The organism is Micromonospora sp. NBC_01638, assembly GCF_045209745.1.
Classification (GTDB): domain Bacteria; phylum Actinomycetota; class Actinomycetes; order Mycobacteriales; family Micromonosporaceae; genus Micromonospora.
The window spans coordinates 5,748,518-5,770,054 of record NZ_CP109273.1 but is presented as its reverse complement, the minus strand read 5'-3'; the positions used below and the strand labels follow the sequence as shown (position 1 = coordinate 5,770,054).

General features: G+C 71.8%; 23 protein-coding genes. 13 read left to right on the top strand and 10 right to left on the bottom strand.

The features are described 5' to 3' along the window. Positions 1 to 27 precede the first annotated feature (27 nt). Positions 28 to 699, top strand: a complete 672-nt coding sequence (locus OG811_RS27000; protein ID WP_406069719.1) for a fasciclin domain-containing protein — start codon at positions 28 to 30, stop codon at positions 697 to 699. 6 nt (positions 700 to 705) lie between these two features. On the opposite strand, the gene OG811_RS26995 is transcribed toward OG811_RS27000, so the two are convergent. Continuing rightward, entirely contained in the window at positions 706 to 1,707 is a 1,002-nt protein-coding gene (locus OG811_RS26995) for a tyrosine-type recombinase/integrase (RefSeq protein WP_406069717.1), read from the bottom strand. Between the two features lie 378 nt (positions 1,708 to 2,085). Between OG811_RS26995 and OG811_RS26990 the strand changes: the two genes are divergently transcribed. Next, positions 2,086 to 2,643, top strand: a complete 558-nt coding sequence (locus OG811_RS26990) for a hypothetical protein (protein WP_406069716.1) — start codon at positions 2,086 to 2,088, stop codon at positions 2,641 to 2,643. Between the two features lie 725 nt (positions 2,644 to 3,368). After that, positions 3,369 to 4,748 (top strand): glucose-6-phosphate dehydrogenase, encoded by a 1,380-nt coding sequence (zwf, locus tag OG811_RS26985; RefSeq protein ID WP_406069714.1) that lies wholly within the window; start codon positions 3,369 to 3,371, stop codon positions 4,746 to 4,748. Between the two features lie 99 nt (positions 4,749 to 4,847). On the opposite strand, the gene OG811_RS26980 is transcribed toward zwf, so the two are convergent. Continuing rightward, complete coding sequence (locus OG811_RS26980; RefSeq protein ID WP_406069713.1) at positions 4,848 to 5,576, bottom strand: SDR family NAD(P)-dependent oxidoreductase; 729 nt, start codon at positions 5,574 to 5,576, stop codon at positions 4,848 to 4,850. A gap of 90 nt (positions 5,577 to 5,666) precedes the next feature. Between OG811_RS26980 and OG811_RS26975 the strand changes: the two genes are divergently transcribed. The 3 genes from OG811_RS26975 (at position 5,667) to OG811_RS26965 (ending at position 7,777) form a co-directional block, all read left to right on the top strand. Beyond that, positions 5,667 to 6,500: a patatin-like phospholipase family protein gene (locus OG811_RS26975; protein WP_406069711.1), complete on the top strand. Its 834-nt coding sequence runs from the start codon at positions 5,667 to 5,669 to the stop codon at positions 6,498 to 6,500. A 45-nt stretch (positions 6,501 to 6,545) separates the two neighbouring features. Next, complete coding sequence (locus OG811_RS26970) at positions 6,546 to 7,007, top strand: peroxiredoxin (protein ID WP_406069710.1); 462 nt, start codon at positions 6,546 to 6,548, stop codon at positions 7,005 to 7,007. A gap of 83 nt (positions 7,008 to 7,090) precedes the next feature. Then, on the top strand, positions 7,091 to 7,777 hold the full coding sequence (locus OG811_RS26965) for a hypothetical protein (protein WP_406069709.1): 687 nt from the start codon (positions 7,091 to 7,093) through the stop codon (positions 7,775 to 7,777). A gap of 9 nt (positions 7,778 to 7,786) precedes the next feature. On the opposite strand, the gene OG811_RS26960 is transcribed toward OG811_RS26965, so the two are convergent. Further along, positions 7,787 to 8,239, bottom strand: a complete 453-nt coding sequence (locus tag OG811_RS26960) for a MarR family winged helix-turn-helix transcriptional regulator (RefSeq protein ID WP_406069708.1) — start codon at positions 8,237 to 8,239, stop codon at positions 7,787 to 7,789. 96 nt (positions 8,240 to 8,335) lie between these two features. Between OG811_RS26960 and OG811_RS26955 the strand changes: the two genes are divergently transcribed. Beyond that, a complete protein-coding gene (locus tag OG811_RS26955; protein WP_406069706.1) occupies positions 8,336 to 8,818 on the top strand; it encodes a MarR family winged helix-turn-helix transcriptional regulator in 483 nt (160 codons plus the stop codon). Here the strand turns inward: OG811_RS26955 and eis are convergent. From eis to OG811_RS26940, 3 genes are all read right to left on the bottom strand, one after another. After that, the gene (gene eis, locus OG811_RS26950) at positions 8,809 to 9,999 is read right to left on the bottom strand and encodes an enhanced intracellular survival protein Eis (protein ID WP_406069704.1); all 1,191 of its coding nucleotides are present in this window, start codon (positions 9,997 to 9,999) and stop codon (positions 8,809 to 8,811) included. The two genes, OG811_RS26955 and eis, sit on opposite strands and share 10 nt — an antisense overlap. Positions 10,000 to 10,087: 88 nt before the next feature. Then, positions 10,088 to 11,086, bottom strand: a complete 999-nt coding sequence (gene cydB / locus OG811_RS26945) for a cytochrome d ubiquinol oxidase subunit II (RefSeq protein ID WP_406069703.1) — start codon at positions 11,084 to 11,086, stop codon at positions 10,088 to 10,090. Positions 11,087 to 11,100: 14 nt separating this feature from the next. After that, entirely contained in the window at positions 11,101 to 12,513 is a 1,413-nt protein-coding gene (locus OG811_RS26940) for a cytochrome ubiquinol oxidase subunit I (protein ID WP_406075938.1), read from the bottom strand. 204 nt (positions 12,514 to 12,717) lie between these two features. Here OG811_RS26940 and OG811_RS26935 point away from each other — a divergent pair, with 204 nt between their 5' ends. The 4 genes from OG811_RS26935 to OG811_RS26920 are packed head-to-tail and all read left to right on the top strand — an operon-like array spanning position 12,718 to position 16,524. After that, positions 12,718 to 13,491, top strand: coding sequence for a lysophospholipid acyltransferase family protein (locus OG811_RS26935; protein ID WP_406069701.1), 774 nt, complete (start codon positions 12,718 to 12,720; stop codon positions 13,489 to 13,491). A 57-nt stretch (positions 13,492 to 13,548) separates the two neighbouring features. Beyond that, positions 13,549 to 14,337, top strand: a complete 789-nt coding sequence (locus tag OG811_RS26930; protein WP_406069699.1) for a glycerophosphodiester phosphodiesterase — start codon at positions 13,549 to 13,551, stop codon at positions 14,335 to 14,337. A 17-nt stretch (positions 14,338 to 14,354) separates the two neighbouring features. Beyond that, positions 14,355 to 15,746 (top strand): MFS transporter, encoded by a 1,392-nt coding sequence (locus OG811_RS26925; protein ID WP_406069698.1) that lies wholly within the window; start codon positions 14,355 to 14,357, stop codon positions 15,744 to 15,746. A 52-nt stretch (positions 15,747 to 15,798) separates the two neighbouring features. Next, positions 15,799 to 16,524, top strand: a complete 726-nt coding sequence (locus OG811_RS26920) for a thymidine kinase (protein ID WP_406069697.1) — start codon at positions 15,799 to 15,801, stop codon at positions 16,522 to 16,524. A gap of 24 nt (positions 16,525 to 16,548) precedes the next feature. Here OG811_RS26920 and OG811_RS26915 read toward each other — a convergent pair whose 3' ends face one another. After that, on the bottom strand, positions 16,549 to 17,007 hold the full coding sequence (locus OG811_RS26915) for a hypothetical protein (protein ID WP_406069695.1): 459 nt from the start codon (positions 17,005 to 17,007) through the stop codon (positions 16,549 to 16,551). 146 nt (positions 17,008 to 17,153) lie between these two features. Here OG811_RS26915 and OG811_RS26910 point away from each other — a divergent pair, with 146 nt between their 5' ends. Together OG811_RS26910 and OG811_RS26905 are read left to right on the top strand one after the other, a co-directional pair. Beyond that, positions 17,154 to 18,857: an acyl-CoA dehydrogenase family protein gene (locus OG811_RS26910; protein WP_406069694.1), complete on the top strand. Its 1,704-nt coding sequence runs from the start codon at positions 17,154 to 17,156 to the stop codon at positions 18,855 to 18,857. Positions 18,858 to 18,967: 110 nt separating this feature from the next. Then, the gene (locus tag OG811_RS26905) at positions 18,968 to 19,339 is read left to right on the top strand and encodes a VOC family protein (protein ID WP_406069692.1); all 372 of its coding nucleotides are present in this window, start codon (positions 18,968 to 18,970) and stop codon (positions 19,337 to 19,339) included. A gap of 91 nt (positions 19,340 to 19,430) precedes the next feature. Here the strand turns inward: OG811_RS26905 and OG811_RS26900 are convergent, their stop codons facing one another. From OG811_RS26900 to OG811_RS26890, 3 genes are all read right to left on the bottom strand, one after another. Further along, the gene (locus OG811_RS26900; protein WP_406069690.1) at positions 19,431 to 20,429 is read right to left on the bottom strand and encodes a tyrosine-type recombinase/integrase; all 999 of its coding nucleotides are present in this window, start codon (positions 20,427 to 20,429) and stop codon (positions 19,431 to 19,433) included. 67 nt (positions 20,430 to 20,496) lie between these two features. After that, positions 20,497 to 20,922 carry an Hsp20/alpha crystallin family protein gene (locus OG811_RS26895; protein WP_406075937.1) on the bottom strand — a complete coding sequence of 142 codons (426 nt, stop codon included), beginning with the start codon at positions 20,920 to 20,922 and terminating at the stop codon, positions 20,497 to 20,499. 102 nt (positions 20,923 to 21,024) lie between these two features. Continuing rightward, a complete protein-coding gene (locus OG811_RS26890; RefSeq protein WP_406069689.1) occupies positions 21,025 to 21,519 on the bottom strand; it encodes a GNAT family N-acetyltransferase in 495 nt (164 codons plus the stop codon). Positions 21,520 to 21,537: the final 18 nt, after the last annotated feature.

The following is a 21,537-nucleotide window of genomic DNA, read 5'->3' as shown; positions in this document are numbered from 1 at the left end:
CCGAACCCCCGACCCGTGGAGACCGCCGTGTCGCACCCCACCTCCCCGAACGGCACCCCACCGCGGCACCCCCGACCCACCCGGCGCCTCCGCCTCCTCGTGCCGACCCTGCTGCTGGCCCTCACCGCCTGCACCGGTGCCCCCGCCGCCCCCCGCGCGGACACGGGACCAGCGACACCCCAGGTCACCGGCCCGCTCTGCGCCGCCCTGCCCACCGGCACCGACCCCGGAAACCCGACCTTCCTCGCCGGTCAACCCGTCGACCAGGCGCTGCGGTGGATCCCCACCCTCACCACCTTCGAAGCGGCCCTGCGCACCAGCGGCGTCCTCACCGACCTGCCCACCGGCACCGGCGTCACCATCCTGGCGCCCTCCGACGACGCCTTCGCCGCCAAGTTCTCCGAGGACAACTGGGACGACCTGATGACCCGCCACACCGACGAGCTGCGCACCCTGCTGAAGGCACATCTGATCGCAGGAACCCACTCAATCGGCGACCTGGCGAACGTCGGCACCGCCACCACCCTCGACGGCACCACCATCGTTGTCACCCGCACCGGTCCCACCGTCCGCCTCGCCGACCGCGCTGACGCCGTCTGCGCCGACTACCAGGCCACCAACACCCGCATCCACATCATCAACGCCGTACTCGGCCCACTGCCCGCCACCGCCAACGACAGCGACCAGCGGGCCCACTGACCACACTCACCCCTGATCCACCGGCACCAGCGCCGCCAGCGCCCGATTGGTGCGGTTGGCCCGGACCGCGTCGCGCTGCTGCCCGGCCGTCACCTCGATGTACGTCTGCGACGACGCCAACGACGCATGCCCCAGCAACCGCATGATCTCCGCCGCACTCGCCCCGTCCTCGGCCAACCGGGTCGCGAAGGTGTGCCGCAGCGCGTGCAACCGGGCCCCACGCGGCACCTGGTCACCAATGCCCGCCCGCCGGTAACACGACTCCACCAGATATTGGAGCCCACCGCGGCGCAGCGGCTCACCGTGCCGATCCACCAGCAACGCCGAGTCGGGGCGTACCGACCGCGAACCGAAGCGCCGCGCCCGACTGTCCAGGTAGTCCATCAGCACCCGGTCCAGATCCGCCTCGATCGGCACCACCCGAGGCCGCCCGCCCTTGCCGGCCACCTCGACGCGCCGTTCACCGGGCCGACCGGCCAGCGAGCTGACCCGCAGCGCGAGCAGCTCCGACAGGCGCAGCCCGGCACAGAGCGCCACCGCCAAGACCGTCACGTCCCGTTCCGGCCACGGGTCGCGTTGCCGACCGTCGTCGCGCGCGGCGGACGCGAGCAGCACCTCGGGAGTGTCCGCGCCGCGCAGCGGCTTCGGCTGGGGGAGTAGCGCCCGGGGTCGGCCGACGGCAGGCATCGGGTTGCCGGCCACGATCCCGTCGGCGACCAGGAACGTGAAGAAACTGTTCCAGGTGGACCAGGCCCGGTGCACCGACGCGGCGGCCCGGGGTGCGGCGAACCGGGCGAAGGCCGCCCGCATCACCCGGGGGGAGAGGTCGGTGATCGACAGCGCGCCCGGGGACAGGGGAGTGGCGGCATCCTCGGCGACCAGGGCCGCCACCGCGTGCAGGTCCCGCCGGTACGCGGCCAGGGTGTGGGGGGAGGGCTTGCGGGTGGCCCGGGCGGTCAGGAACTCCTCGATCAGCACCCCGAGCGATTCGTCCTGTTTGTCATGCATAAGGGATATTATGCAGCATTTTCGCGTATCCCGAAAGCCCGGGGAGAGGGGAGTGGATGCCAGAAGGGCCGCACCCGGCCCTGCACGGGACGGCCTGACAGGGTGGAACACGGCGGCCGGACTGGTGCGAAGACGGGTGGCGCTGACCGGGAGACACGTATCGTGCGCGGCATGCCGTTGCCAGTCGCCACCTGCCCTGACTGTGGTCGACCCGGCATGCCTATCGCGTACAAGGAGCCTGACGATCCCACAGATTGGGTCTGCCCCGAGGGGCATGAGTGGCGGGCGGCAGGCCCACCCGGGCGGGCTCCATGGGCATCACCAGCTGCTGTCGCCGGGGTCAGCGATGCGGGCGACGCATCGGCCGGGACAGACCGCGTGGGCGTCAGCGGGGACGGGCGGAGCTGGCGGATCGGCACGGCCAGCGACGTCGCCTGGATCGCCGGCCACACCGCACCCGGCGGCCTGTCTGTCACCACCGCGATCCCACCGGTTTTCGACGCGTACGGCACCTTCTACCCGCCCGACGGCGTCAGTTTCGACGCCCACGAACACGCCGTCGTCGACGAGCTGGCGGCCTGCACCCCGGACCAACCCTGGTGGCTGGGCTATCTCGACACCGGCGCCCATGACATCGTCTTCCCACGCGCCCCGAAGGTGTTTCTCTACTGGGGCTGGTCCTACGTGGTGGTGGAAGCCGGACCTGAGCAGGCCCTCACGTGGCGGACCGGTCACATGCGCGGCGACGGGCGCCTGCCCGACCTGTTCTTCCCGGCGGATCATTCCTGGCTCGTCTCTGCCCTCTGGGACGACACCTGGACCGACGTTGGCGGCAGCGCCGCCGTGCTCGCGGGCCTGCGGCGCAATCCGCTGGTCAACGCCCGCCTGGTCCGACCCGACGAGGATGCGCTTCCGCCAGGACTGACGCGCGATTGACCAGCTCCGTCCGCGGCGAGGGGACCGTCAGATCGCTCTACTTTACATAATGTGCATTATCGAACCTTCACCGATGACGTCAGCGAGCGAATTCGGCCTTCCCAAGACCCCTTCGGCGATCTCGCCGCTGGTGCCCTCCACGAGGTCGGGTCGTTGGCGTGCGATGCCGACAGCCAGGTAGGCGCAGTAGGAGCCGCCCGCCAATAGGACGGGTGCGTCGAGACATCGACAGGCACACCACCTCTGGTCCGGTCCCCGTTGATTGATCAACCGCCAGGTTCATGGGTCGCGTCCTCACTGGATGGTGGCGACGGCACCGCCCACGTTCACTCCGGTCGCCTACCCGCGGGTACTCCCCCGAGCTGCCGCTGGCCGAGGCAGAGGTGCGGCTCTGGGAGAAGGTCTGGGACCGCTTTTGCCCGAAGGCTTTTCTGACCGAGGGTCGTTGCGCGTTGCGGGCATCGGTCGTCGCGGCCGGTGCCCGCGAGCTGCTTCAGACGGGGTACGGCGTGGGTGCCTCCAGGTCTCGCCATGATCGATCCTCGTCGATTAGACTGGCACGCTGTCGGTGCCACGCCTTGTACGGTAAACCCTCTTTGAGGTAAGGGTTTGCCAGCGTGCTGCTGTCGCTGACCTCGCGTTCGCCGCGTGCAGGGAATTCTGGGGTGCGGCTGGGCTGTTGTCCGGTTTGGAAGATCAGGTTCCCATGATCGAATGGAAGTGCCATGCACATGCGCTCAGACGCGGTGGTGCTGTTCGGCGTCACCGGCGACCTCGTCTCGAAGAAGTTGTTCCCGGCGCTGTACGAGTTGACCCGGCGCGACCGTCTCGATGTTCCGGTGATCGGCGTGGCCCGCTCCCCCTGGGATGATCAGCAGCTCGTCACCATGGCCCGCAAGTCGATCGACGAGGTCGACGACGAGGTCGACGACGAGACCTTCGACCGGTTGGCGAACACCCTCTCGATGGTCTCCGGAGACTACGCGGACCCGGCCACGTACCAGCGGCTGGCTGAGCGCCTGCGGGGCGCCGAGCGACCGGTCTTCTACCTGGCGATCCCTCCGGCCGTGTTCGGCGCCGTCGTCGAGGGCCTCGCGGCCGTCGGCCTGGCCGACCGGGGCCGGGTGATCGTGGAGAAGCCGTTCGGGCGTGACCTGGAATCCTCCCGCGAACTGGATCACACGCTGCGGGCGGCCTTCGACCCTGAGCGCGTGTTCCGCATCGACCACTACCTCGGCAAGGAGGCCGTCGAGGGCCTCTACGCCTTCCGATTCGCCAACCGGTTGTTCGAGCCACTGTGGAACAACCAGCACATCGACAACATTCAGGTCACCCTCGCCGAGGGTTTCGGCACGCAGGGCCGCGCCGGCTTCTACGATACGGTTGGTGCTACCCGCGACGTGCTGCAGAACCACATCCTGCAGGTCATCGCGCTCATCGCGATGGAGGCACCCGCCGTCGACGTCACCGACGCGGTGCGGGAGGCGGAGGTCGCGGTGCTGCGGCAGATCGAGCCGCTGTCGCCGCTGTCCACCGTGCGGGGGCAGTACGCCGGCTACCGCGACGAGCCGGGCGTCGCACCGGACTCGAACACGGAGACGTTCGTCGCCACCCGGTTGACGGTCGACTCCCCCCGCTGGGCGGGCGTGCCCTTCTACCTGCGCACCGGCAAGTCCCTGCCGGGGACGGCGACCGAGGTCGTGGTTGAGTTCAAGCAGCCGCAGCGCTCCCTCATCCCGGCCGAGCATGGCACGGTGACCGTCGCGAACCTGCTGCGGTTCCGCCTCGGGCGCGGTGACGGCATCACGATCTCGATCCAGGCGAAGAGCCCGGGTGCCGAGGTGGCGAGTCGTCCGGTGGACCTGTCTGTCGACTTTGGTGCGGCTCTCGGTCGCCGTCAGGAGGCGTACGAGCGGCTGCTCGACGACGCGATGGACGGTCAGCACCTGCGTTTCGCGCGCGAGGAGACGATCGAGCAGGAGTGGCGCATCGTCGAGCCGATCCTGGATCTGCCGGCCGCCGTGCAGTCGTACGAGAAGGGCAGTTGGGGGCCTGCGGACGCCGACGCGCTGGCCGGCGGCTGGCACACCCCGGACCTGCGGTAGCGGTGTCGTCGCCCGGTCGCGGTCAGGTCAGCGGTGGTAATGGGATGTTCGTCTCCGCCTGCTTCTGGGCGGTGGGCTCGCTGGGGTGCGGCACCCCCGTCACAGGCCGCCGGAGACGCGCAGCACCGTCCCGGTGGCGTACGAGGCGTCCGGGCTGAGCAGCCAGGCGATGGCGGCGGCGATCTCGTCGGGTTCGCCGGCACGGCCCAGCGGGATGCGACCGGCCGCAGAGTCGGGGCGATCGGGTACACCGGAGTCGGCGTGGATGTCGGTGCGCACGATTCCGGGTGCGACGGCGTTGACCCGGATGCCCTTCGGGGCGAGTTCCTTGGCGAGCCCCACGGTGAGGGTGTCGGTGGCGGCCTTCACTGCGGCGTAGTGCACGTACTCCCCGGGGCTGCCGAGGGTCGCGGCCGCCGATGAGACGTTGACGATCGCGCCGCCGTCGGTCAGTCGGCGGGCGGCCTGCTGGGCGCAGAGGACGTAGCCGACGAGGTTGACGTCGATGACTCGCCGCAGGTCGTCGACGCGTAGCTCGGTGAAGGGCCCGATGGGGCTGGTGACGCCGGCGTTGTTGACCAGCCCGGTGAGCGGGCCGAGTTGTGCGGCGGCGTCGAACAGTTCGGTGACCTGGTCGGGGTCGGTGGTGTCGGCGCGTACCGCGATGGCCGGTGTGCCGGCGGCGCGCAGGTCGGCCAGGACGGCGCTGGCGGCGGCATCGTCGCGGCGGTAGCACAGGGCGATGTGGTGACCGGCCGTGGCGAGGCGGCGGGCGGTGGCCGCGCCGATGCCGCGGCCGCCGCCGGTGATGACGGTGACGGGTGCCACGGTGTCCTCCAAGGAGTTGTCGATGGCTGCGAAGCAGCCGGGCCGACGCTACCGTGACCGGCGCGGGTCGGTCGTCGAGAGGAGAGTCACATGTCGCGGGCGTTGGTGCTCGGTGGTGGCGGGGTGACCGGGGTGGCCTGGGAGTTGGGGTTGCTGGCGGGGCTGGTCGAGCGGGGCGTGCCGGTCACCGGCGCGGATCTGGTGGTGGGTACGTCGGCGGGCTCGGTGGTCGGCGCGCAGGTGTGTTCCGTGTTGCCCCTGGAGCAGTTCTACGAGGAGCAGTTGGTGCCGCCGTCGAGCGAGGTGGCGGCACGGTTGGGTTTCGCGACGCTGGCGCGGCTGGTGTGGGCCGGTGGCCGTACCCGTGACGTGGTGCGCTCCCGAGCCCGGATCGGGGCGATGGCGGTGGCGGCGCGTACCCCGTCGGAGGCGTCGCGACGCGCGGTGATCGAGGCCCGCCTCCCCGCCCGGGAGTGGCCGGCGCGGCGGCTGCTGATCACGGCGGTGGACGCGTCTTCCGGTGAGTTCGTGGTGTTCGACCGCGACAGCGAGGTATCGCTGGTCGACGCGGTGGGTGCGAGTTGCGCGGTGCCCGGGGTGTGGCCGCCGGTGACGGTCGGCGCGCGCCGCTACGTCGATGGTGGGATGCGCTCGTCCGTGAACGCCGATCTGGCGGCGGGCGCGCGACGGGTGCTGGTGTTCGCGCCGACGTCGGCGGCGTTCGGACCGATGCCGCGGTTGTCCGCGCAGGTGGCCGAGTTGCGGGTCGCTGGGTCGCGGGTGGTGGTGGTGACGCCGGACGCGGCGGCGCGTGCGGCGATCGGCCGCAATGTGCTGGACCCGGCGCGGCGGGCGGGCGCGGCGCGGGCCGGACGGGCGCAGGCCGCGGTGGTGGTGGACGAGGTGGCGGCGCTCTGGGCCTGATCGCTTACGCTCACCGCGCGTTCGATCGGGAAGCGGAGGTGCGCGGTGGCGGGTGTGCGTGTCGGCGACGTGGTGCAGGATTTCGAGTTGCCGGATGAGACGGGCACGCCGCGGCGGCTGTCGGAGTTCCTGGCGGCGGGGCCGGTGGTGTTGTTCTTCTACCCGGCGGCGATGACGCGGGGGTGCACGGCGGAGAGCTGCCACTTCCGGGACCTCGCGGCGGAGTTCACGGTGCTGGGCGCGTCGCGGGTGGGCATCAGCCGGGATCCGGTGGCGAAGCAGGCGGAGTTCTCCCAGCTGCACGGCTTCGACTATCCGCTGTTGTCGGATGAGGACGGGACGGTGGCGCAGCAGTTCGGGGTCAGGCGGCGGCTTCCGTTGGGGCCGTTGAGCATGAAGCGGCTGACGTTCGTGATCGGCGCGGACCGGCGAGTCATCGAGGTGATCCACAGCGAGGTCAGCATGAACGACCACGCGGACCGGGCGCTGCGGGCGTTGGGCGGCTGAGCGGGCGCGAGCCCCATGCGGCGGGTGTCGCAGCGGGCTGGTATCAAGACAGCAATCAAACAGGTGTACGGAAGAGGGTTGTGATGGATGCCGGCCAGGGTTTGTCCACTAGCGAGGTGCAGAGCATCCGGGAGGCGTTGGCGGCCGGGCGTAAGCCACGGGTGGTGTTCACCGCGGCGGCGGGGCAGATCGCCGGTCAGGTCGGTCAGGTGATTGAGCTGACCGACCCTGAGGTGTCCGACGAGTTCGTGGTGGTGCGCTTCGGCCGTGACGAGTTGCCGTTCTCCCCCGCCGATCTGGCTGTGGCGCCCAAGGGTGTTACTCGTCGGGTGGTGGAGCCGAAACCGGAGCCGGAGCCGCAGGAGTCGGCGGCGGTGGCGGCACCGGAGTTCGTGTTGGACACGCCGCGGGTGCCCGTGCAGCGACAGGAGGAGCCGAAGGTGGAGCAGACGGAGAAGTCGCCGGCGCGGCGGGTGGTCAAGGCCGTCAAGCCGAAGGGGCCCGCGGGCCTCACGGTGACGCTGGCGTACGCCGACGGTGAGTGGACCGTCGCCGCGCAGCAGGGCACCAAGGCGCTCGCGAAGCCGTACGTGGTGAAGCCGGCCGAGGCGTTGAGGATGGTGGCGCTGGTCGACGTGCCGGGCGTTCAGGAGGCGGTGGAGCACATCCTGGGCACGGAGCGGGCCGAGGCGGAGCAGCAGGCGGACAAGCTGCGCGCGGAGCTGGCCGAGATCGAGGCCCGGCTGGCGGAGCTGCGCGAGGCCCGCTGACGGGTCGGGTCAGTTCCGGGTGTGGTGGTCCAGCAGCCGGGTGAGCAGCCGGGTGAGCTGGTCACGTTCGGCGGCGGACAGCGGGGCGAGCAGGTCCTGCTGGACCCGGTCGACGGTCTCGGCCATCCGGCGTGCCTCGTGGGCGCCGGCGTCGGTGCTGCTGATGATGTTGCGGCGGCGATCGGCCGGGTCGGGGGCTCGTACGACGAGTCCCCGACCGGCCAGGTCGTTGATGGCCGCCACGACGTCGCTGCGGTCGATGCCGCAGCGTCGGCCGAGGTCGGCCTGGCTGGCGGGGCCGTCCTCGGCCAGCGTGGCGAGCAGCCGGTAGTGGTAGCCGCGTAGGTCGTGCGCGGCGAAGCCCTCGCTGAGCAGGCGGGCGGCGTGGCTGGCGGTCTGGTTGAGCAGCCAGCTCGGGGTGGTGCTGAGCCCGGCGGGTGACTGCGGGGCGCTGGACTCCATGGGCCGAAGTCTACCAGGAATCGTTGGTCCGACCCACGATCTGTGTTACGTTGGCTGCACCAACGTTGGTCAGGCCAACGCTCAAAAGGAGGCGTCATGTCCACCGCTCCCACCCTCAACGGCCAGGTCATCGGCCAGGCCCACTACGCCACCCGGGCCCTGCTGGAGCGGGCCATCGCCCCGCTCGGGGTCAGCTTCGGCCAGGTGCTCACCCTCAACGTCCTCGCCCCCGGCGCGATCGAACGGACCGGGCTCGTGCACCGGATCACCAGCACCCTCAAGGTCGACGAGCCGACGGTGCACACGCTGATCACCCACCTCGTCGACGCCGGGCTGGCCCAGGTCGGCGACCGTACGCCGACGGATGCCGGGGAGCCGCAGGTGTGGCTCACCGACACCGGCCACACCCTGCACGGCCGCGTCTCCGACGCCGTCACGGGCATCACCGCCCGGCTGTACGCGGACCTCCCGACCGACGAGACCAGCACCGCCGCCCGGGTCCTCACCCTGGTCACCCAACGTGCGAACGCCGAGTTGGCAGCGCCCCCGGACGTTGCCGCGGCGGTCGGTCAGAAGTAGTCGAGCAGCTGCGCCGGGCCTGCGGCGCCCAACAGGTCCAGGGCGTCCGGGTCGGCGCCGGCGGCGTGCAGCAGGCCCGCCTCGGCGACCGACCGGGCGCGGGCGGCGCCGGCGTAGAGCAGCGCGAAGCCGCGCACGTCCAGCCGCAGGTCCGCCTCGCCACCGATCCGGGTCAGCTCACCGGCGCCGTCGGCGACGCTCAACCGCCAGGTGCCGGCGTTCCACTCGGCGACCGCGTCGGCGAGGGTGAACTCGACGGCGCCCCGGGCGTGGGTGGGCCACCCGCGCATGCCGACCGCCCGGGCCACGTCCACCGGTCGTTGCATCCACAGGTTCCGTTCGTGGTCGCGGGCCGACTCCAACGGCAGGTGGACGCTCACGGCGTCGCCGTCGAGGGGGCACAGCCGCAGGGTCGGTGCGACACTGGCCCAACTGCCGAGCACGCCGACGAGTTCCCGGGCGGCCTCGGCGGTGGTCGCCAGGGCCTCATCGACGGTGAGCACCGAGTCGGCGCCGTAGCCACGGCCCCGTTCCCAGCTGGCGTAACCCACCAGGTCACCGCCGTCCTCGACCAGGGTGAGCCCGTCGCCGGGCACGCCGCGTTCGGCGGCGAAGAAGTCGAACAACTCGCCCCGACGGGTCAGCATGCCGTTGCGGTGCCGGGTGACCCGCTCATACAGGGCCGCGACGGCGGGCAGGTCGGCGGGCGTGCCGGCGCGGACGGTCAACCGGGGGTCCGGCCGGTGCCGGGGTAGCACGGCGGTGGCCAGGTCGACCGTGCGCAGCACCCCGGCCGCCTCCCAGCCGCAGGCACGGTAGGGCGCGGCGACGGTCGGGTACAGCGCGCTGATCGCTGCGCCGCGCTCGCGGGCGCCGCGCAGCAGGGCGGTGAGCATGCCGCGGGCCACGCCCCGGCCGCGGGCCTCGGGGGCGACCGCCACGCCCCCGACGTCGGCCGCGGGCACGGCCCGCCCGGACCACCACTGGTCGTGGTGCAGGTCGACGGCCTTGCCGACGAGCCGGCCGGTGTCGTCGAACGCGCCGTAGCGGGTCAGGCCGGGCACTGCGACGGTGGCGTGCGGTGGTCGCTGCGGGTCGAACCCGAAGGCGAACCGGCCCAGTTCCCAGGCGGCGGCCAGGTCGTCAACGGTGAGTTCGCGCACGTGCACGGTGGCGGGCATCGGCGCACCGTAGCGGGACGGGTCCGCACCCGGCCACCGATTTTCGGCCCGGGTGCGGGGCCGGCGTACCGACCCCGCACCCCGCCGGTCAGTGCTGCGGGATGTTGGCCACGCCGATGCGCTTGCGGAACACCCAGTACGTCCAGCCCTGGTAGGCCAGCACGATCGGGGTGAAGATCACCGCCACCCACGTCATGATCTTCAGGGTGTAGGGGGTGGAGGCCGCGTTGGTGGTGGTCAGCGTGCCGGCGGCGTCCAGGGTGGAGGGCATGACGTTCGGGAACAGCGCCGCGAACAGGGTCGCCACGGCCAGGCCGATCGCCACGGCGGTGCCGGTGAACGCCCAGCCCTCCCGGCGTACCCGGGCGGCGGCGAGGCCACCGAGCAGGGCGAGGGCCGCGCCGACGGCGAGCACGACGGCGGCCGCGCTGAAGCGGATGCTCAACGTCCAGGTGAGGAACCCGACCGCGAGCACCGCGGTGCCGACGCCCAGGCGCACCGCGAGGGCACCCGCCCGGTCGCGGATGTCACCGGTGGTCTTCAGGGCGATGAACACCGCGCCGTGGGTGAGGAACAGCGCGAGGGTCGTCGCGCCACCGAGCAGGGCGTACGGGTTGAGCAGGTTCAACAGCCCACCGACGTACTCGTGTTCGGCGTCCAGCGGCACACCGCGCAGGATGTTGGCGAAGGCGACGCCCCACAGGATCGCCGGCAGCAGCGAGCCGACCACGATCGCCGCGTCCCAGCGGCGCTTCCAGGACGCCTCGGGGCGCTTGTGCCGGTATTCGAAGGCCACCCCTCGGGCGATCAGGGCCAGCAGGATCAGCAGCAGCGGCAGGTAGAAGCCGGAGAACAGGGTGGCGTACCACTCGGGGAACGCGGCGAACATGGCGCCACCGGCGGTGATCAGCCACACCTCGTTGCCGTCCCAGACCGGGCCGATGGTGTTGATCAGGACGCGGCGTTCCCGGTCGTCGCGGCCGAGCACGGGCAGCAGCATGCCGACGCCGAAGTCGAAGCCCTCCAGGATGAAGTACCCGGTGAACAGCACGGCGACGAGGAGAAACCAGATGGTGGTCAGTTCCACGATGGGCTCCGGGATCAGTAGGCGAAGGCGAGCGGGCGCTCGGCGTCGTCGGTGTCGTCGGTGGGGGGTTGGTCGCTGACGTCTGGCACGCCGGCCTTCGCGTAGCGCAGCAGCAGCTTGACCTCGATCACGGCGAGGGTGGCGTAGATCAACGTGAAGGCGGTGAACGAGGTGAGCACCTCGGCCAGCGAGACACTGCGGGACACGCCGTCGCGGGTGAGCATCTCGCCGAAGACGATCCACGGCTGACGGCCCATCTCGGTGAAGATCCAGCCGAACGAGTTGGCCAGCAGCGGCAGCACCGGCATGGCCAGCCCGGCGCGCAGCAGCCACTTGCTGCTCGGGGTGCGGCCCTTGCGCTGGCTCCAGAGGACCAGCAGGGCGATCGCGGCGGCGGCCATCCCGAAGGCGATCATGAAGCGGAAGCTCCAGTAGGTGACCGGGATGATCGGGGTGTAGCTGCCCGCGCCGTACTGGCTGGCGTACTGGGCCTGCAGGTCGTTGATGCCGTGCACGGTGCCGTTCGGGTCGCCGGTGCCCAGGTACGACAGCAGGTACGGGATCTTGAGGGCGAACACCTCGCGGCTGCCGTCGAGGCTGCCGATGGTGAGCACGGAGAAGGAGGCGGGGCTCTCGGTGGTGTAGAGGCCCTCGGCGGCGGCCATCTTCATCGGCTGCACCTCGGTCATGATCTTGCCCTGGATGTCGCCGGTGATCGCCACCAGCGTGGCGGAGACCAGCACCACCCAGGAGCCGAACTTCGTGGCGAAGCGGTAGGCGCCGGTGTCGGCGGAGTCGCGGTTGCGGATCACGTGCCACAGGCCGACGGCGACGACCAGCGCCCCGGCGACCAGGAACGAGCCGGCCAGGGTGTGCGGGAAGGTGATCAGGGCGACCTTGTTGGTCAGCACGGCCGGGAAGTCGGTCAGCTCGGCGCGCCCGCTGTCCGGGTTGATCCGGAAGCCGACCGGGTTCTGCATGAACGAGTTCGCCGCGAGGATGAAATACGCGCTGAGGTTGGTGCCGATCGCGGCGGCCCAGATGCTGGCCAGGTGCGCCCGCTTGGGCAGCCGGTCCCAGCCGAAGATCCACAGGCCGATGAAGGTGGATTCGAGGAAGAACGCGACCAGCGCCTCGATGGCGAGGGGGGCGCCGAAGATGTCACCGACGAAGCGGGAGTAGTCGCTCCAGTTCATGCCGAACTGGAACTCCTGCACGATGCCGGTGACCACACCCATCGCAAAGTTGATCAGGAACAGCTTGCCGTAGAACTTGGTGAGCTTGAGGTAGCGCTCGTTGCCGGTGCGGTGCCACAACGTCTGCAGGATGGCCACCAGCACGGACAGGCCGATGGTCAGCGGCACGAAGAGAAAGTGGTAGACGGTGGTGACACCGAACTGCCACCGGGCAACGTCCAACGCGTCCACCTGAAACCCCCAGCTACTCATACTACGAGACGTAGTAAATACTACTGTTCGTCGTAGAGGGTTGGGCAGGGGCAGGCGACCCGAACCGGCCCGGGACCAATGACCCTGATCACCCCGGCCGCCGGCCCAGCCCGACGCCCAGCCGCGGGCAACCAGGCGACCTGCCCCCGCGGCCCCGCCGCCACGTGCGACGATGGCGCGCTGATGAACACGGCACACTCCCCCTGGCAGCCGCCGCTGGTCTGGCGCGCCGCCCTGCTGCTGGCCCGGGCCCTGGTCGGCCTGCTGGCCCGCATCGAGGTCACCGGCGACGTCCCCGCGCACCTGCGCCGCGGACCGCTGGTGCTGGCCGCCAACCACATCAGCCCGTTCGACCCCGTGGTGCTGGCCGCCGCCTGCCAGACCCGCGGCATCGCCCCCCGGATCATGGCGACCGCCGGGTTGTTCCGCGCCCCGGTGATCGGCGCCGCCATGCGCCGCGCCGGGCACATCCGCGTCGACCGGGGCACCACCGGGGTACACCGGGCACTGGACGCCGCCGCCACCGCCGTCGCGGGCGGCTCGGTGATCCTCATCTACCCGGAAGGACGCATCGGCCTGGACCCCGGCATGTGGCCCGAACGCGGCAAGACCGGCGCCGCGCGGCTCGCCCTGGCCTGCGCCGCCCCGGTCATCCCGGTCGCCCAGTGGGGCGCCCACGAGGTGCTCCCCTATCGGGCGCCCCGGGGAATGCTGCGCGGCATCGCCCGCGCGCTGTGGCGCCGCCCGGTGATCCGGGTGCACTTCGGCGCACCCGTCGACCTGGGCGAGACGGTTGCCGGCAACCCCGGCGCGGCCCGCCGGGCCACCGACCGGATCATCGACGCGCTCACCGACACCCTCGCTCCGCTGCGCCCCGACGAGCCTGACCTGCCCCGGCACGTCGACCCCAGCCGCCCCGCCGACCTCAGCCGCGCCCACCGCCGCCACTCAGCCTGACGCCGCCACGAGATCGATTCGGTTTCTTGGAAACGGGGGGTCACCTGCGGTCCACCCATGGCAGGCATACTGCGTCGCGTGCTGACCCGATTCGGTTACCTCGACGCGCCCGCGCCGCTGGCGTTCGCCCACCGCGGCGGTGCCGCCGAGGGCGACGAGAACACCACCGAGGCGTTCGCCCGGGCCATCGGGCTGGGCTACCGGTACGTGGAGACCGACGTGCACGCCACCGCGGACGGCGTGGCGGTGATCTTCCACGACCCGACGCTGCGCCGGGTCACCGGTGAGACGGGGCGCATCGCCGACCTGAGCTGGGCCGACCTCGCCTCGGTACGCGTCGGCGGTGCGGCCGTCGTACCCCGGCTCGACGAGGTGCTGGGCGCCTGGCCGCAGGTCCGCTTCAACATCGACGTGAAAGCCGACGGCGGGGTCGAGCCGACGGTCGCGACCGTGACCCGGGCGGGCGCCGCCGACCGGGTGCTGCTGGCTTCGTTCAGCGACGCCCGGCTGACCCGGCTGCGCGCGCTCACCGGAGGACGGGTCGCCACCAGCCTCGGCATGCGCGGGGTCGCCCGGCTGCGGCTCGCCTCCCTGCACGGGCGCCCGTTGCGGCTGCCCCCGTCGGTGGTCGCCGCTCAGGTGCCGCCGCACTACGGCCGGGTGCCGGTGGTGGACCGCCGGTTCCTCGACTACTGCCACCGGATCGGCTTGCAGGTGCACGTCTGGACGATCGACGAACCCGCCCAGATGCACGACTTACTGGATCGTGGTGTGGATGGCATCATGACCGATCACGTCGGCGTGCTGCGCGACGTCTACCGCAGCCGCGGCCACTGGGCCGCCTGACCATCGAAGGACCCCCGATGGCCGAGACCGTCACCCCCACGGTGGACGACACCCCGCCGCCGACGAGCACTCGCCGCGAGCGCAGTGGCTGGTACATCTACGACTGGGCCAACTCCGCGTTCCAGACCACGGTGATCACCGTGTTCCTCGGCCCGTTCCTGACCACCGTCGCCGAGTTGGCCGCCGGCTGCGAACTGGGCGCGGACACCTGCGACGGTTTCGTGTACCCGCTGGGCATCAAGGTCGCGGCCGGGTCCTACTACCCGTACCTGATCTCGCTGTCGGTGTTCCTCACCGTGTTCGTGCTGCCGGTCATCGGGGCGATCGCCGACCGGTCGGTGCACAAGAAGCGGCTGCTCGGCGGCGCCGCGTTCACCGGCTCCGGCGCGACCATCGCGATGGCCTTCGTCACCGGCGACCGCTACCTGCTCGGCGGGGCGCTGTTCCTGATCGCCAACATCTCCTTCGGTGCGGCCATCGTGGTCTACAACTCGTTCCTGCCGCAGCTCGGCGGCCCCGACGAACGCGACGGCATTTCCAGCCGCGGCTGGGCGCTGGGCTACCTCGGCGGCGGTCTGCTGCTGGCACTCAACCTCGTCGCGATCACCCTGCTCGACGAGGGCGACAACCCGCAACGCACCCTGGACCTGGCCCGCTGGTCGATCGTCTCCGCCGGAGTGTGGTGGGCGGCGTTCACGCTGGTGCCGCTGCGCTGGTTGCGCGAACGCCCCACCGCTGCGGCGCTGACCCGGGGCGGCAACGTGCTCACCGACGGGTTCCGCCAACTCGGCCGCACCATGCGGGAGATCAAGGCGTACCCGCTGACGCTGTACTTCCTGCTCGCCTTTCTGGTCTACAACGACGGCATCCAGACCGTCATCACCCTGGCCAGCCAGTACGGCACCGAGGAGCTGCGCCTGGAACAGAGCACCCTGATCGTCACGATCCTGCTGGTGCAGTTCCTCGCCTTCGGCGGCGCGTTGAGCCTGGGCGCGCTGGCCAAGCACATCGGCGCCTGGAAGACCGTGCTGCTCAGCCTGGTGCTCTGGACCGGCGTGATCATCGCCGCGTTCCGGTTGCCCGCCGGGGCCCCGGTGCCGTTCATGGTCCTCGGCGCGGCCATCGGCCTGGTCCTCGGCGGCAGCCAGGCGCTGAGCCGGTCGCTGTTCAGCCAGCTCATCCCGGCCGGCAAGGAGGGCGAGTACTACGGCTTCTACGAGATCAGCGACAAGGGCACCAGCTGGCTCGGCCCGCTCGCCTTCGGCCTGGTGTTCCAGCTCACCTCCTCCTACCGGGTGGGCCTGGTCTCACTGCTGATCTTCTTCGTGGTCGGTTTCCTGCTCCTGCTGGCCGTACCGATGCGCCGGGCCATCATCGCCGCCGGGAACACCCCACCGCGGGTGCTCTGAGCAGGCCGCGCCGGGCGGATCGGCCCCGGTCGATCAGATAGGCTGCCCGACCGTGACTGACGACGCCGCCATCTCCCCGACCTGCCTGGCCCACCCGCTCGCCGGCCCGCACCACGTCGCGGCCGGGTGCGCGGCGGCGCGCGGGCTCGACGGGCGTCCGTTGCACGCGGCGGCGTTGAAGTTCTTCTGGGGACCGATGGACTGCGGCAAGTCCACGATGGCGCTGCAGATGAACTACAACCACGCCCGGCAGGGCCGTCGTGGGCTGGTCACCACCCGCATCGACCGGTCGCTGGGCCCGCAGGTCACCACCCGCATCGGGCTGGCGCACGAGGCCGTCGAAGTCACCGACGACCTGGACCTGCGGGCCCTGGTCCGCGGCCGGTGGGCCGACGGAGTACGCGTCGACTACCTGATCTGCGACGAGGCGTGCTTCTACACCGTCGAACACGTCGAGCAGATGGCCGAGCTGGTCGACAGCTACGACGTGGACGTGTTCGCGTTCGGCCTGGCCACCGACTTCCGGTCCTGCCTGTTCCCCGCCACCCAGCGGCTGTTCGAGCTGGCCGACGAGGTGGCCCGCATCCAGGTCGAGGTGCTCTGCTGGTGCGGCCGGGAAGGGCTGCTCAACGCCCGGGTCGTCGACGGGCGGGTGGTCCGCGAGGGCGCGCAGGTCGTCATCGGCGACACGGTCGACACCGCTGACGTGCGCTACCAGGTGCTCTGCCGCCGGCACTACCGCAGCGGCGACCTCGGCCCGGTGACCACCGACCGCTGAACGCCGACGCGGTGGCCGGCCGCCTCAGAAGGGGTCACCACAGACCCGCCAGTGTCCGCCCTCGCGGACCACCGGCAGGCGGCGTTCCTCACTGAGCCCGCCGTCACGGATCACCTTCACGGTCACCGTGCCCTGCGGCCGCCCGCTGCGGGTGGCCACCGACACGTCGGTGATCTCGTAGTCGGTCACCATCGGCGGCGTACGCACCCAACTGGTGAAGCCGATCGCGCTCCACCGGCGGCGCGCGTCCTCGCAGAGCCGCCCGTACGCCTTGTCGCTGTCGCCGAGGGCCACCTCGTTGAGGAACCCGTCGGCGGTGTCCCGGATCGGACCGGCGGCCTGCCGGACGGTCTGCAGGTTCCAGGCGCCCACCCCGGCCACCCCGACGCAGCACAGCGCCACGCCGAACCCGACGACGGCCAACCCGGTGCGCATCGGGCGGTGACGCCGGGCCGGTCGGCTCCACGGCTGGCCGGCACCCACGACTACCGACCGTAGAGAACACCATCGCGCCGGAGCACGACAAGCCGGAAACTGGGTGCGCCCGGTGGACGGGTGTGCCCTGTTCGGATCGACCACGGATCGTCTACCGTCGGCGCACACCCCCGAGCAGTGCCAGGAGCCGATCGATGAGCCGCTTCGTGCAGCCGCCACCACACCCCGTCGACGCGTACGCCGGTGACGGCCTGCTGCGGTCCTGGCTGGAGCGTCACCTCGGCCCGGCCGGGCACGCCGCCGCGAAGGGCCGCCTCGCTGACCTGGCCGCCGACGTCGCCGGGCCGCTGCGCGCGGCGCACGCCGACGCGGAGGCGCACCCGCCGACGCTGGTCCGCTACGACCCGTGGGGTGCCCGGATCGACCGGATCGACACCTCCGCCGGCTGGCAGGCGCAGCGCGCCGCCGCCGCCCGACACGCCGTGGTCGCGCTGCCCTACCTGCCGGACGCGCGCGGCACCTGGGGCGCCGCCGCGCGGGTCGTGCAACACGCCCTGCTGCACCTGTACGGGCCGGAGTCGGCGACGTTCTCCTGCCCGGTGGCGATGGCTGACGGAGCTGCGGCGCTGCTCAGCATGCCCGACGTGGACGCCGGGGTCCGCAACACGTGGCTGCCCCGGCTGATCTCCACGGACCCGGCCACCGCGATCACCAGCGGGCAGTGGATGACGGAGTCGCAGGGCGGCTCCGACCTGGGCCGGTCGAGCACGGTCGGCCGACCCGCGGCGGATGGTTCGTGGCGGCTGACCGGAGAGAAGTGGTTCTGCTCCGCCGCCGACGCGGCGATGGCGGTGGCGCTGGCCCGACCGGAGGGCGCCGGGCGCGGCAGCCGCGTGCTCGCACCGTTCCTCGTTCCCCGGTACGCGGCCGACTCACCGCTGGCCAGCGGCATGGCACCGGACGCACCCGCACCGGGCGTCACCGTGCACCGCCTCAAGGACAAGCTCGGTACCTGGGCGCTGCCCACCGCCGAGATCGGTCTGCGCGACGCGTACGCCGTACCGCTGGGCGACCCGGCGGTGCCCGGCCTGGTCCGGGCGATGACCCTGGTGGTGGTGACCCGGGTGCACAACGCCGCGGCGGCGGCCGGCGGGATGCGACGGGGTCTCGCCTACGCCCGGGCGTACGCCGACGTGCGGCACGTCGCCGACGGCGCGCTGGCGTCCTCGCCGCTGCACCGGGCGACCCTGGGCACCCTCGCGGTCGACGCGGCGGGCGCGTTCGCGCTGGCCGGGCACGCTTTTGCCCTGCTCGGACGGGTCGAGGTCGGCGCCGACCCGGTGGCCGCAGCGGAGTTGCGCATCGTGGCGCCGCTGGCGAAGCTGGCGACCGGCCGGCTCGCCGTCAGTTCCGCCAGTGAGTACGTGGAAAGCTTCGGCGGGGCCGGCTATGTGGAGGACACCGGCGTGCCCCGGTTGCTGCGCGACGCCCAGGTGCTGCCGATCTGGGAGGGCACCACCAATGTGCTGGCCCTGGACGTGCTACGCGCGCTGACGCGGGAGGACGCCGGGGCGCCGCTGCTGGGCCGGCTCGCCGCCGCCGTCGACCTGGCCCGGCCGCTGTCGCCGGTGCTGGCCGACACCCTGGCCGCCGCCGCCGCGCAGCTGGGCGACACCATCACCTTGGTGACCGCCGACCCCGGTGCGCCGACGGTCCTCGCCGGCGCCCGTGGCCTGGCGCTGCGCCTGGCGTACGCGCTGACCACCGCGCTGCTCGTCGAGCACGCCGCGTGGGGTGACGAGCAGGCGGAGCTGGCCGCCCGACTGTGGGCGCGGCGCTGGCTGCGGCACGAGGAGATCGCCGAGGACGCCCACCACCATCTGGACCTGCTCTGCTGACCGGCCGGCGCGAACGGACGGTTGTGCGCCGAGGTTGGTGCTGATCGAGCTGGACGACGACCGGCGCACTGAGATCGGTGGGTGTCGGACCCCGACGGCATACTGCCGGCGTGACAGTTTCTGCTGACCTCGCAATGGTCAACCTCGACAGCTCCGACCCCGCTGGCCACGCCGCCTTCTACCACCAGGCGCTCGGCTGGGAGGTCACCCACAGTCAACCCGAGTACGCCATGATCAGCGGTGGTGGCGTCTCGATCGGCTTCGGCCTGGTCGACGGCTATCGACCGCCGGCCTGGCCGGATCCGGCCGGTGACAAGCGCTACCACCTCGATCTCTACGTCGACGACCTCGCGGCAGCGCAGGAGAAGTTCGTCGCGGCGGGCGCGTCGAAGCCGGATTTCCAGCCCGGTGGTGAGCGGTGGGTGGTGCTTCTCGACCCGATCGGGCAGCCGTTCTGCATCTGCCCCCGTCCGCAGAGCTGAGGCCGCTCGCCGCAACGACAAGTCGACGCCACCGCGGTCCTCGACTCACCGGAGAGCGGTCGGCGGATGGACGCCGCCGGGGGCGTGCTGCTCAGCTGCGACGCCGGGACCGGGCCGCCCACACCACGTAGGCCGGGTCCCGGTCGAGGTTGTGCCGATCCCGGTCGTAGCGGCGGGTCGTGCGCGGGTCGGCGTGCCCCATCGCGTCCTGCACGTCCTCCAAGGGGACACCCTCGGAGCGGGCCGTGGTGGCGAAGGCGTGCCGCAGTGAGTGCGGGGACAGCTTCGCCCAGGCCGGGATGCCGGCGGCTCGGGCGAGTCGCCGGACCATCCGGAACACCGAGTGCCGGTCCAGCCGGGCGCCGCTGGCGGTGACCAGCAGCGGCCCGGTCAGCTGCGGCACCGGCACGCCGGTGGCGGCGGCCCGTTGGGCCAGGTAGGCGTCCACCGCGTACCCGGTGCCGGGGGTGAGGGCGCGACGGCGTTGCTTGCCGCCCTTGCCGACGAAACGCACGCTGCGGTGCCCGCGTTCGGTGCCGAGGTCGGTCAGGTCCAGTGAGATCAGCTCCCCGACCCGCAGGCCCAGGTCGGCGAGGAGCGCGATCGCCGCCCGGTTGCGCACGGCGGTCGCGCTGGTGTCCGCGTCGGCGGCGTCGAGCAGGGCGTCCACCTCTTCGGGGGTGAGCCCGACGGTCGCGGAGTGGTCCCGGTCGACGCGGGGCCGGTCCGCGCCGGAGACCGGGTTGGCCGGCACCCCACCAAGTTTGACGAGAAAGTCATACCAACTGGACAGCGCGGAGAGCCGGCGCGCCACGGTCGCCGGGGTCAGTGGTCGGCCGCTGCGGGCGCCGGTGGTGGACTCCAACGCGCGTGCGTAGTCGTTGACGTGCAGGAACGTGGCCCGCAGCGGGTCCAGGTCACGGCCGGCGCACCAGGTGAGCCAGCCGGTGACGTCGCGTCGGTACGCGTCGCGGGTGTGCTCGGACAGCCGCCGGTTGCGCAGCCACGCCTCGGTGACCTCGACCGGCCCGCTCGGCAGCGCGGGTGGCGCGGACGGGCGGGGTAGCACCGGAGCGTGGGAGATCACCATGTGAAAAAGGCTCTCAGTTTCGGGTGGGATCGGCGTGCAGGCGCGCCGATCCCACCCGTCACCGTGATCAGGCGTTGATCTGCCGACGCCCGTCGCCGTTGGCGGTGATGGTCACCCGGCGTGGCTTGGCGCGCTCGGCAACCGGGATGCGCAGCGTCAACACCCCGTGCTCGTAGCCCGCCTCCAGCTTGTCGGTGTCCAGAGTGTCGCCCAGGAACAGCTGCCGGGTGAAGGTGCCCATCGGGCGTTCGGCGGCCACCAGTTCGACGCCGTCGCCAGCGGGCCGGCGACGCTCGGCGCGGACGGTGAGCACATTGCGCTCGACGGTGCAGTCGATGCTGTCCGGATCGACGCCGGGCAGGTCGAACGCCGCGTAGAAGTGGTCCCCGTCGCGGTAGGCGTCCAGGTGCATCATCGCGGGACGGGCTGCCGTACCGAAGAACTGCTCGGCGAGCCGGTCGATCTCGCGGAACGGGTCGGTACGCATCAACATGGTCATGCCTCCTCGGTTCTCCTGGCCGAAGGTGATGAGTTGAGCCGGAGCGACTCAACTTCCTCCTACTATTTAGCGCGTCCGAAGGCTGGCGTCAACCGCTCACGGCAGCCGCTTTTCGAACCAGTGCTCGGCGTAGGGGCCTCGCGAGTACGCCGGGATCTCGACGTAGCCGTGCCGGGCGTACAGGGCGCGGGCCTCGACCAGGTCGGCGCGGGTGTCGAGCCGGATCCGATCCGCCCCGGCCACCCGGGCCCGCTGCTCGACGGCGGCCAGCAGCGCGGCGCCCCCACCGGCGCCACGATGCTCGGGGCGGAGGAACACCCGGGTCAGCTCGGCCCAACCCGACTGCCAACGCAGCCCGGCGCAGCCGGCCAGGTCAGAGCCGTGGTGGGCGAGCAGCAGCAGCCCGCCCGGGTGCGCCAGGTCGTCACTGGGCAACTCGGCCAGCGCCTCGTCGACCTCGCCGGGCAGGGCCGGGCGGCGGTGGTAGCGGACCACCATTTCGGTCATGTACTCGCGCAACAGGAGCACCGCGTCGGGGTGGTCGGGCTGGCTGGTGCTGGTCGTCCAGGTGGGTCGGGCGGTAATGGTCACCTGTTGATCATCCCCGCC

Coding starts and splice junctions, on each gene's coding strand:
- OG811_RS26955 (WP_406069706.1), top strand. CDS start 8,336: ATGTCCACCGCTCCCACCCTCAACGGCCAGGTCATCGGCCAGGCCCAC.
- OG811_RS26930 (WP_406069699.1), top strand. CDS start 13,549: ATGGCAGGCATACTGCGTCGCGTGCTGACCCGATTCGGTTACCTCGAC.
- OG811_RS26960 (WP_406069708.1), bottom strand. CDS start 8,239: ATGGAGTCCAGCGCCCCGCAGTCACCCGCCGGGCTCAGCACCACCCCG.
- OG811_RS26895 (WP_406075937.1), bottom strand. CDS start 20,922: ATGTTGATGCGTACCGACCCGTTCCGCGAGATCGACCGGCTCGCCGAG.
- OG811_RS26900 (WP_406069690.1), bottom strand. CDS start 20,429: ATGGTGATCTCCCACGCTCCGGTGCTACCCCGCCCGTCCGCGCCACCC.
- OG811_RS26975 (WP_406069711.1), top strand. CDS start 5,667: ATGTCGCGGGCGTTGGTGCTCGGTGGTGGCGGGGTGACCGGGGTGGCC.
- OG811_RS26995 (WP_406069717.1), bottom strand. CDS start 1,707: ATGCATGACAAACAGGACGAATCGCTCGGGGTGCTGATCGAGGAGTTC.
- OG811_RS26935 (WP_406069701.1), top strand. CDS start 12,718: ATGAACACGGCACACTCCCCCTGGCAGCCGCCGCTGGTCTGGCGCGCC.
- eis (WP_406069704.1), bottom strand. CDS start 9,999: ATGCCCGCCACCGTGCACGTGCGCGAACTCACCGTTGACGACCTGGCC.
- OG811_RS26965 (WP_406069709.1), top strand. CDS start 7,091: ATGGATGCCGGCCAGGGTTTGTCCACTAGCGAGGTGCAGAGCATCCGG.
- OG811_RS26910 (WP_406069694.1), top strand. CDS start 17,154: ATGAGCCGCTTCGTGCAGCCGCCACCACACCCCGTCGACGCGTACGCC.
- zwf (WP_406069714.1), top strand. CDS start 3,369: ATGCACATGCGCTCAGACGCGGTGGTGCTGTTCGGCGTCACCGGCGAC.
- OG811_RS26925 (WP_406069698.1), top strand. CDS start 14,355: ATGGCCGAGACCGTCACCCCCACGGTGGACGACACCCCGCCGCCGACG.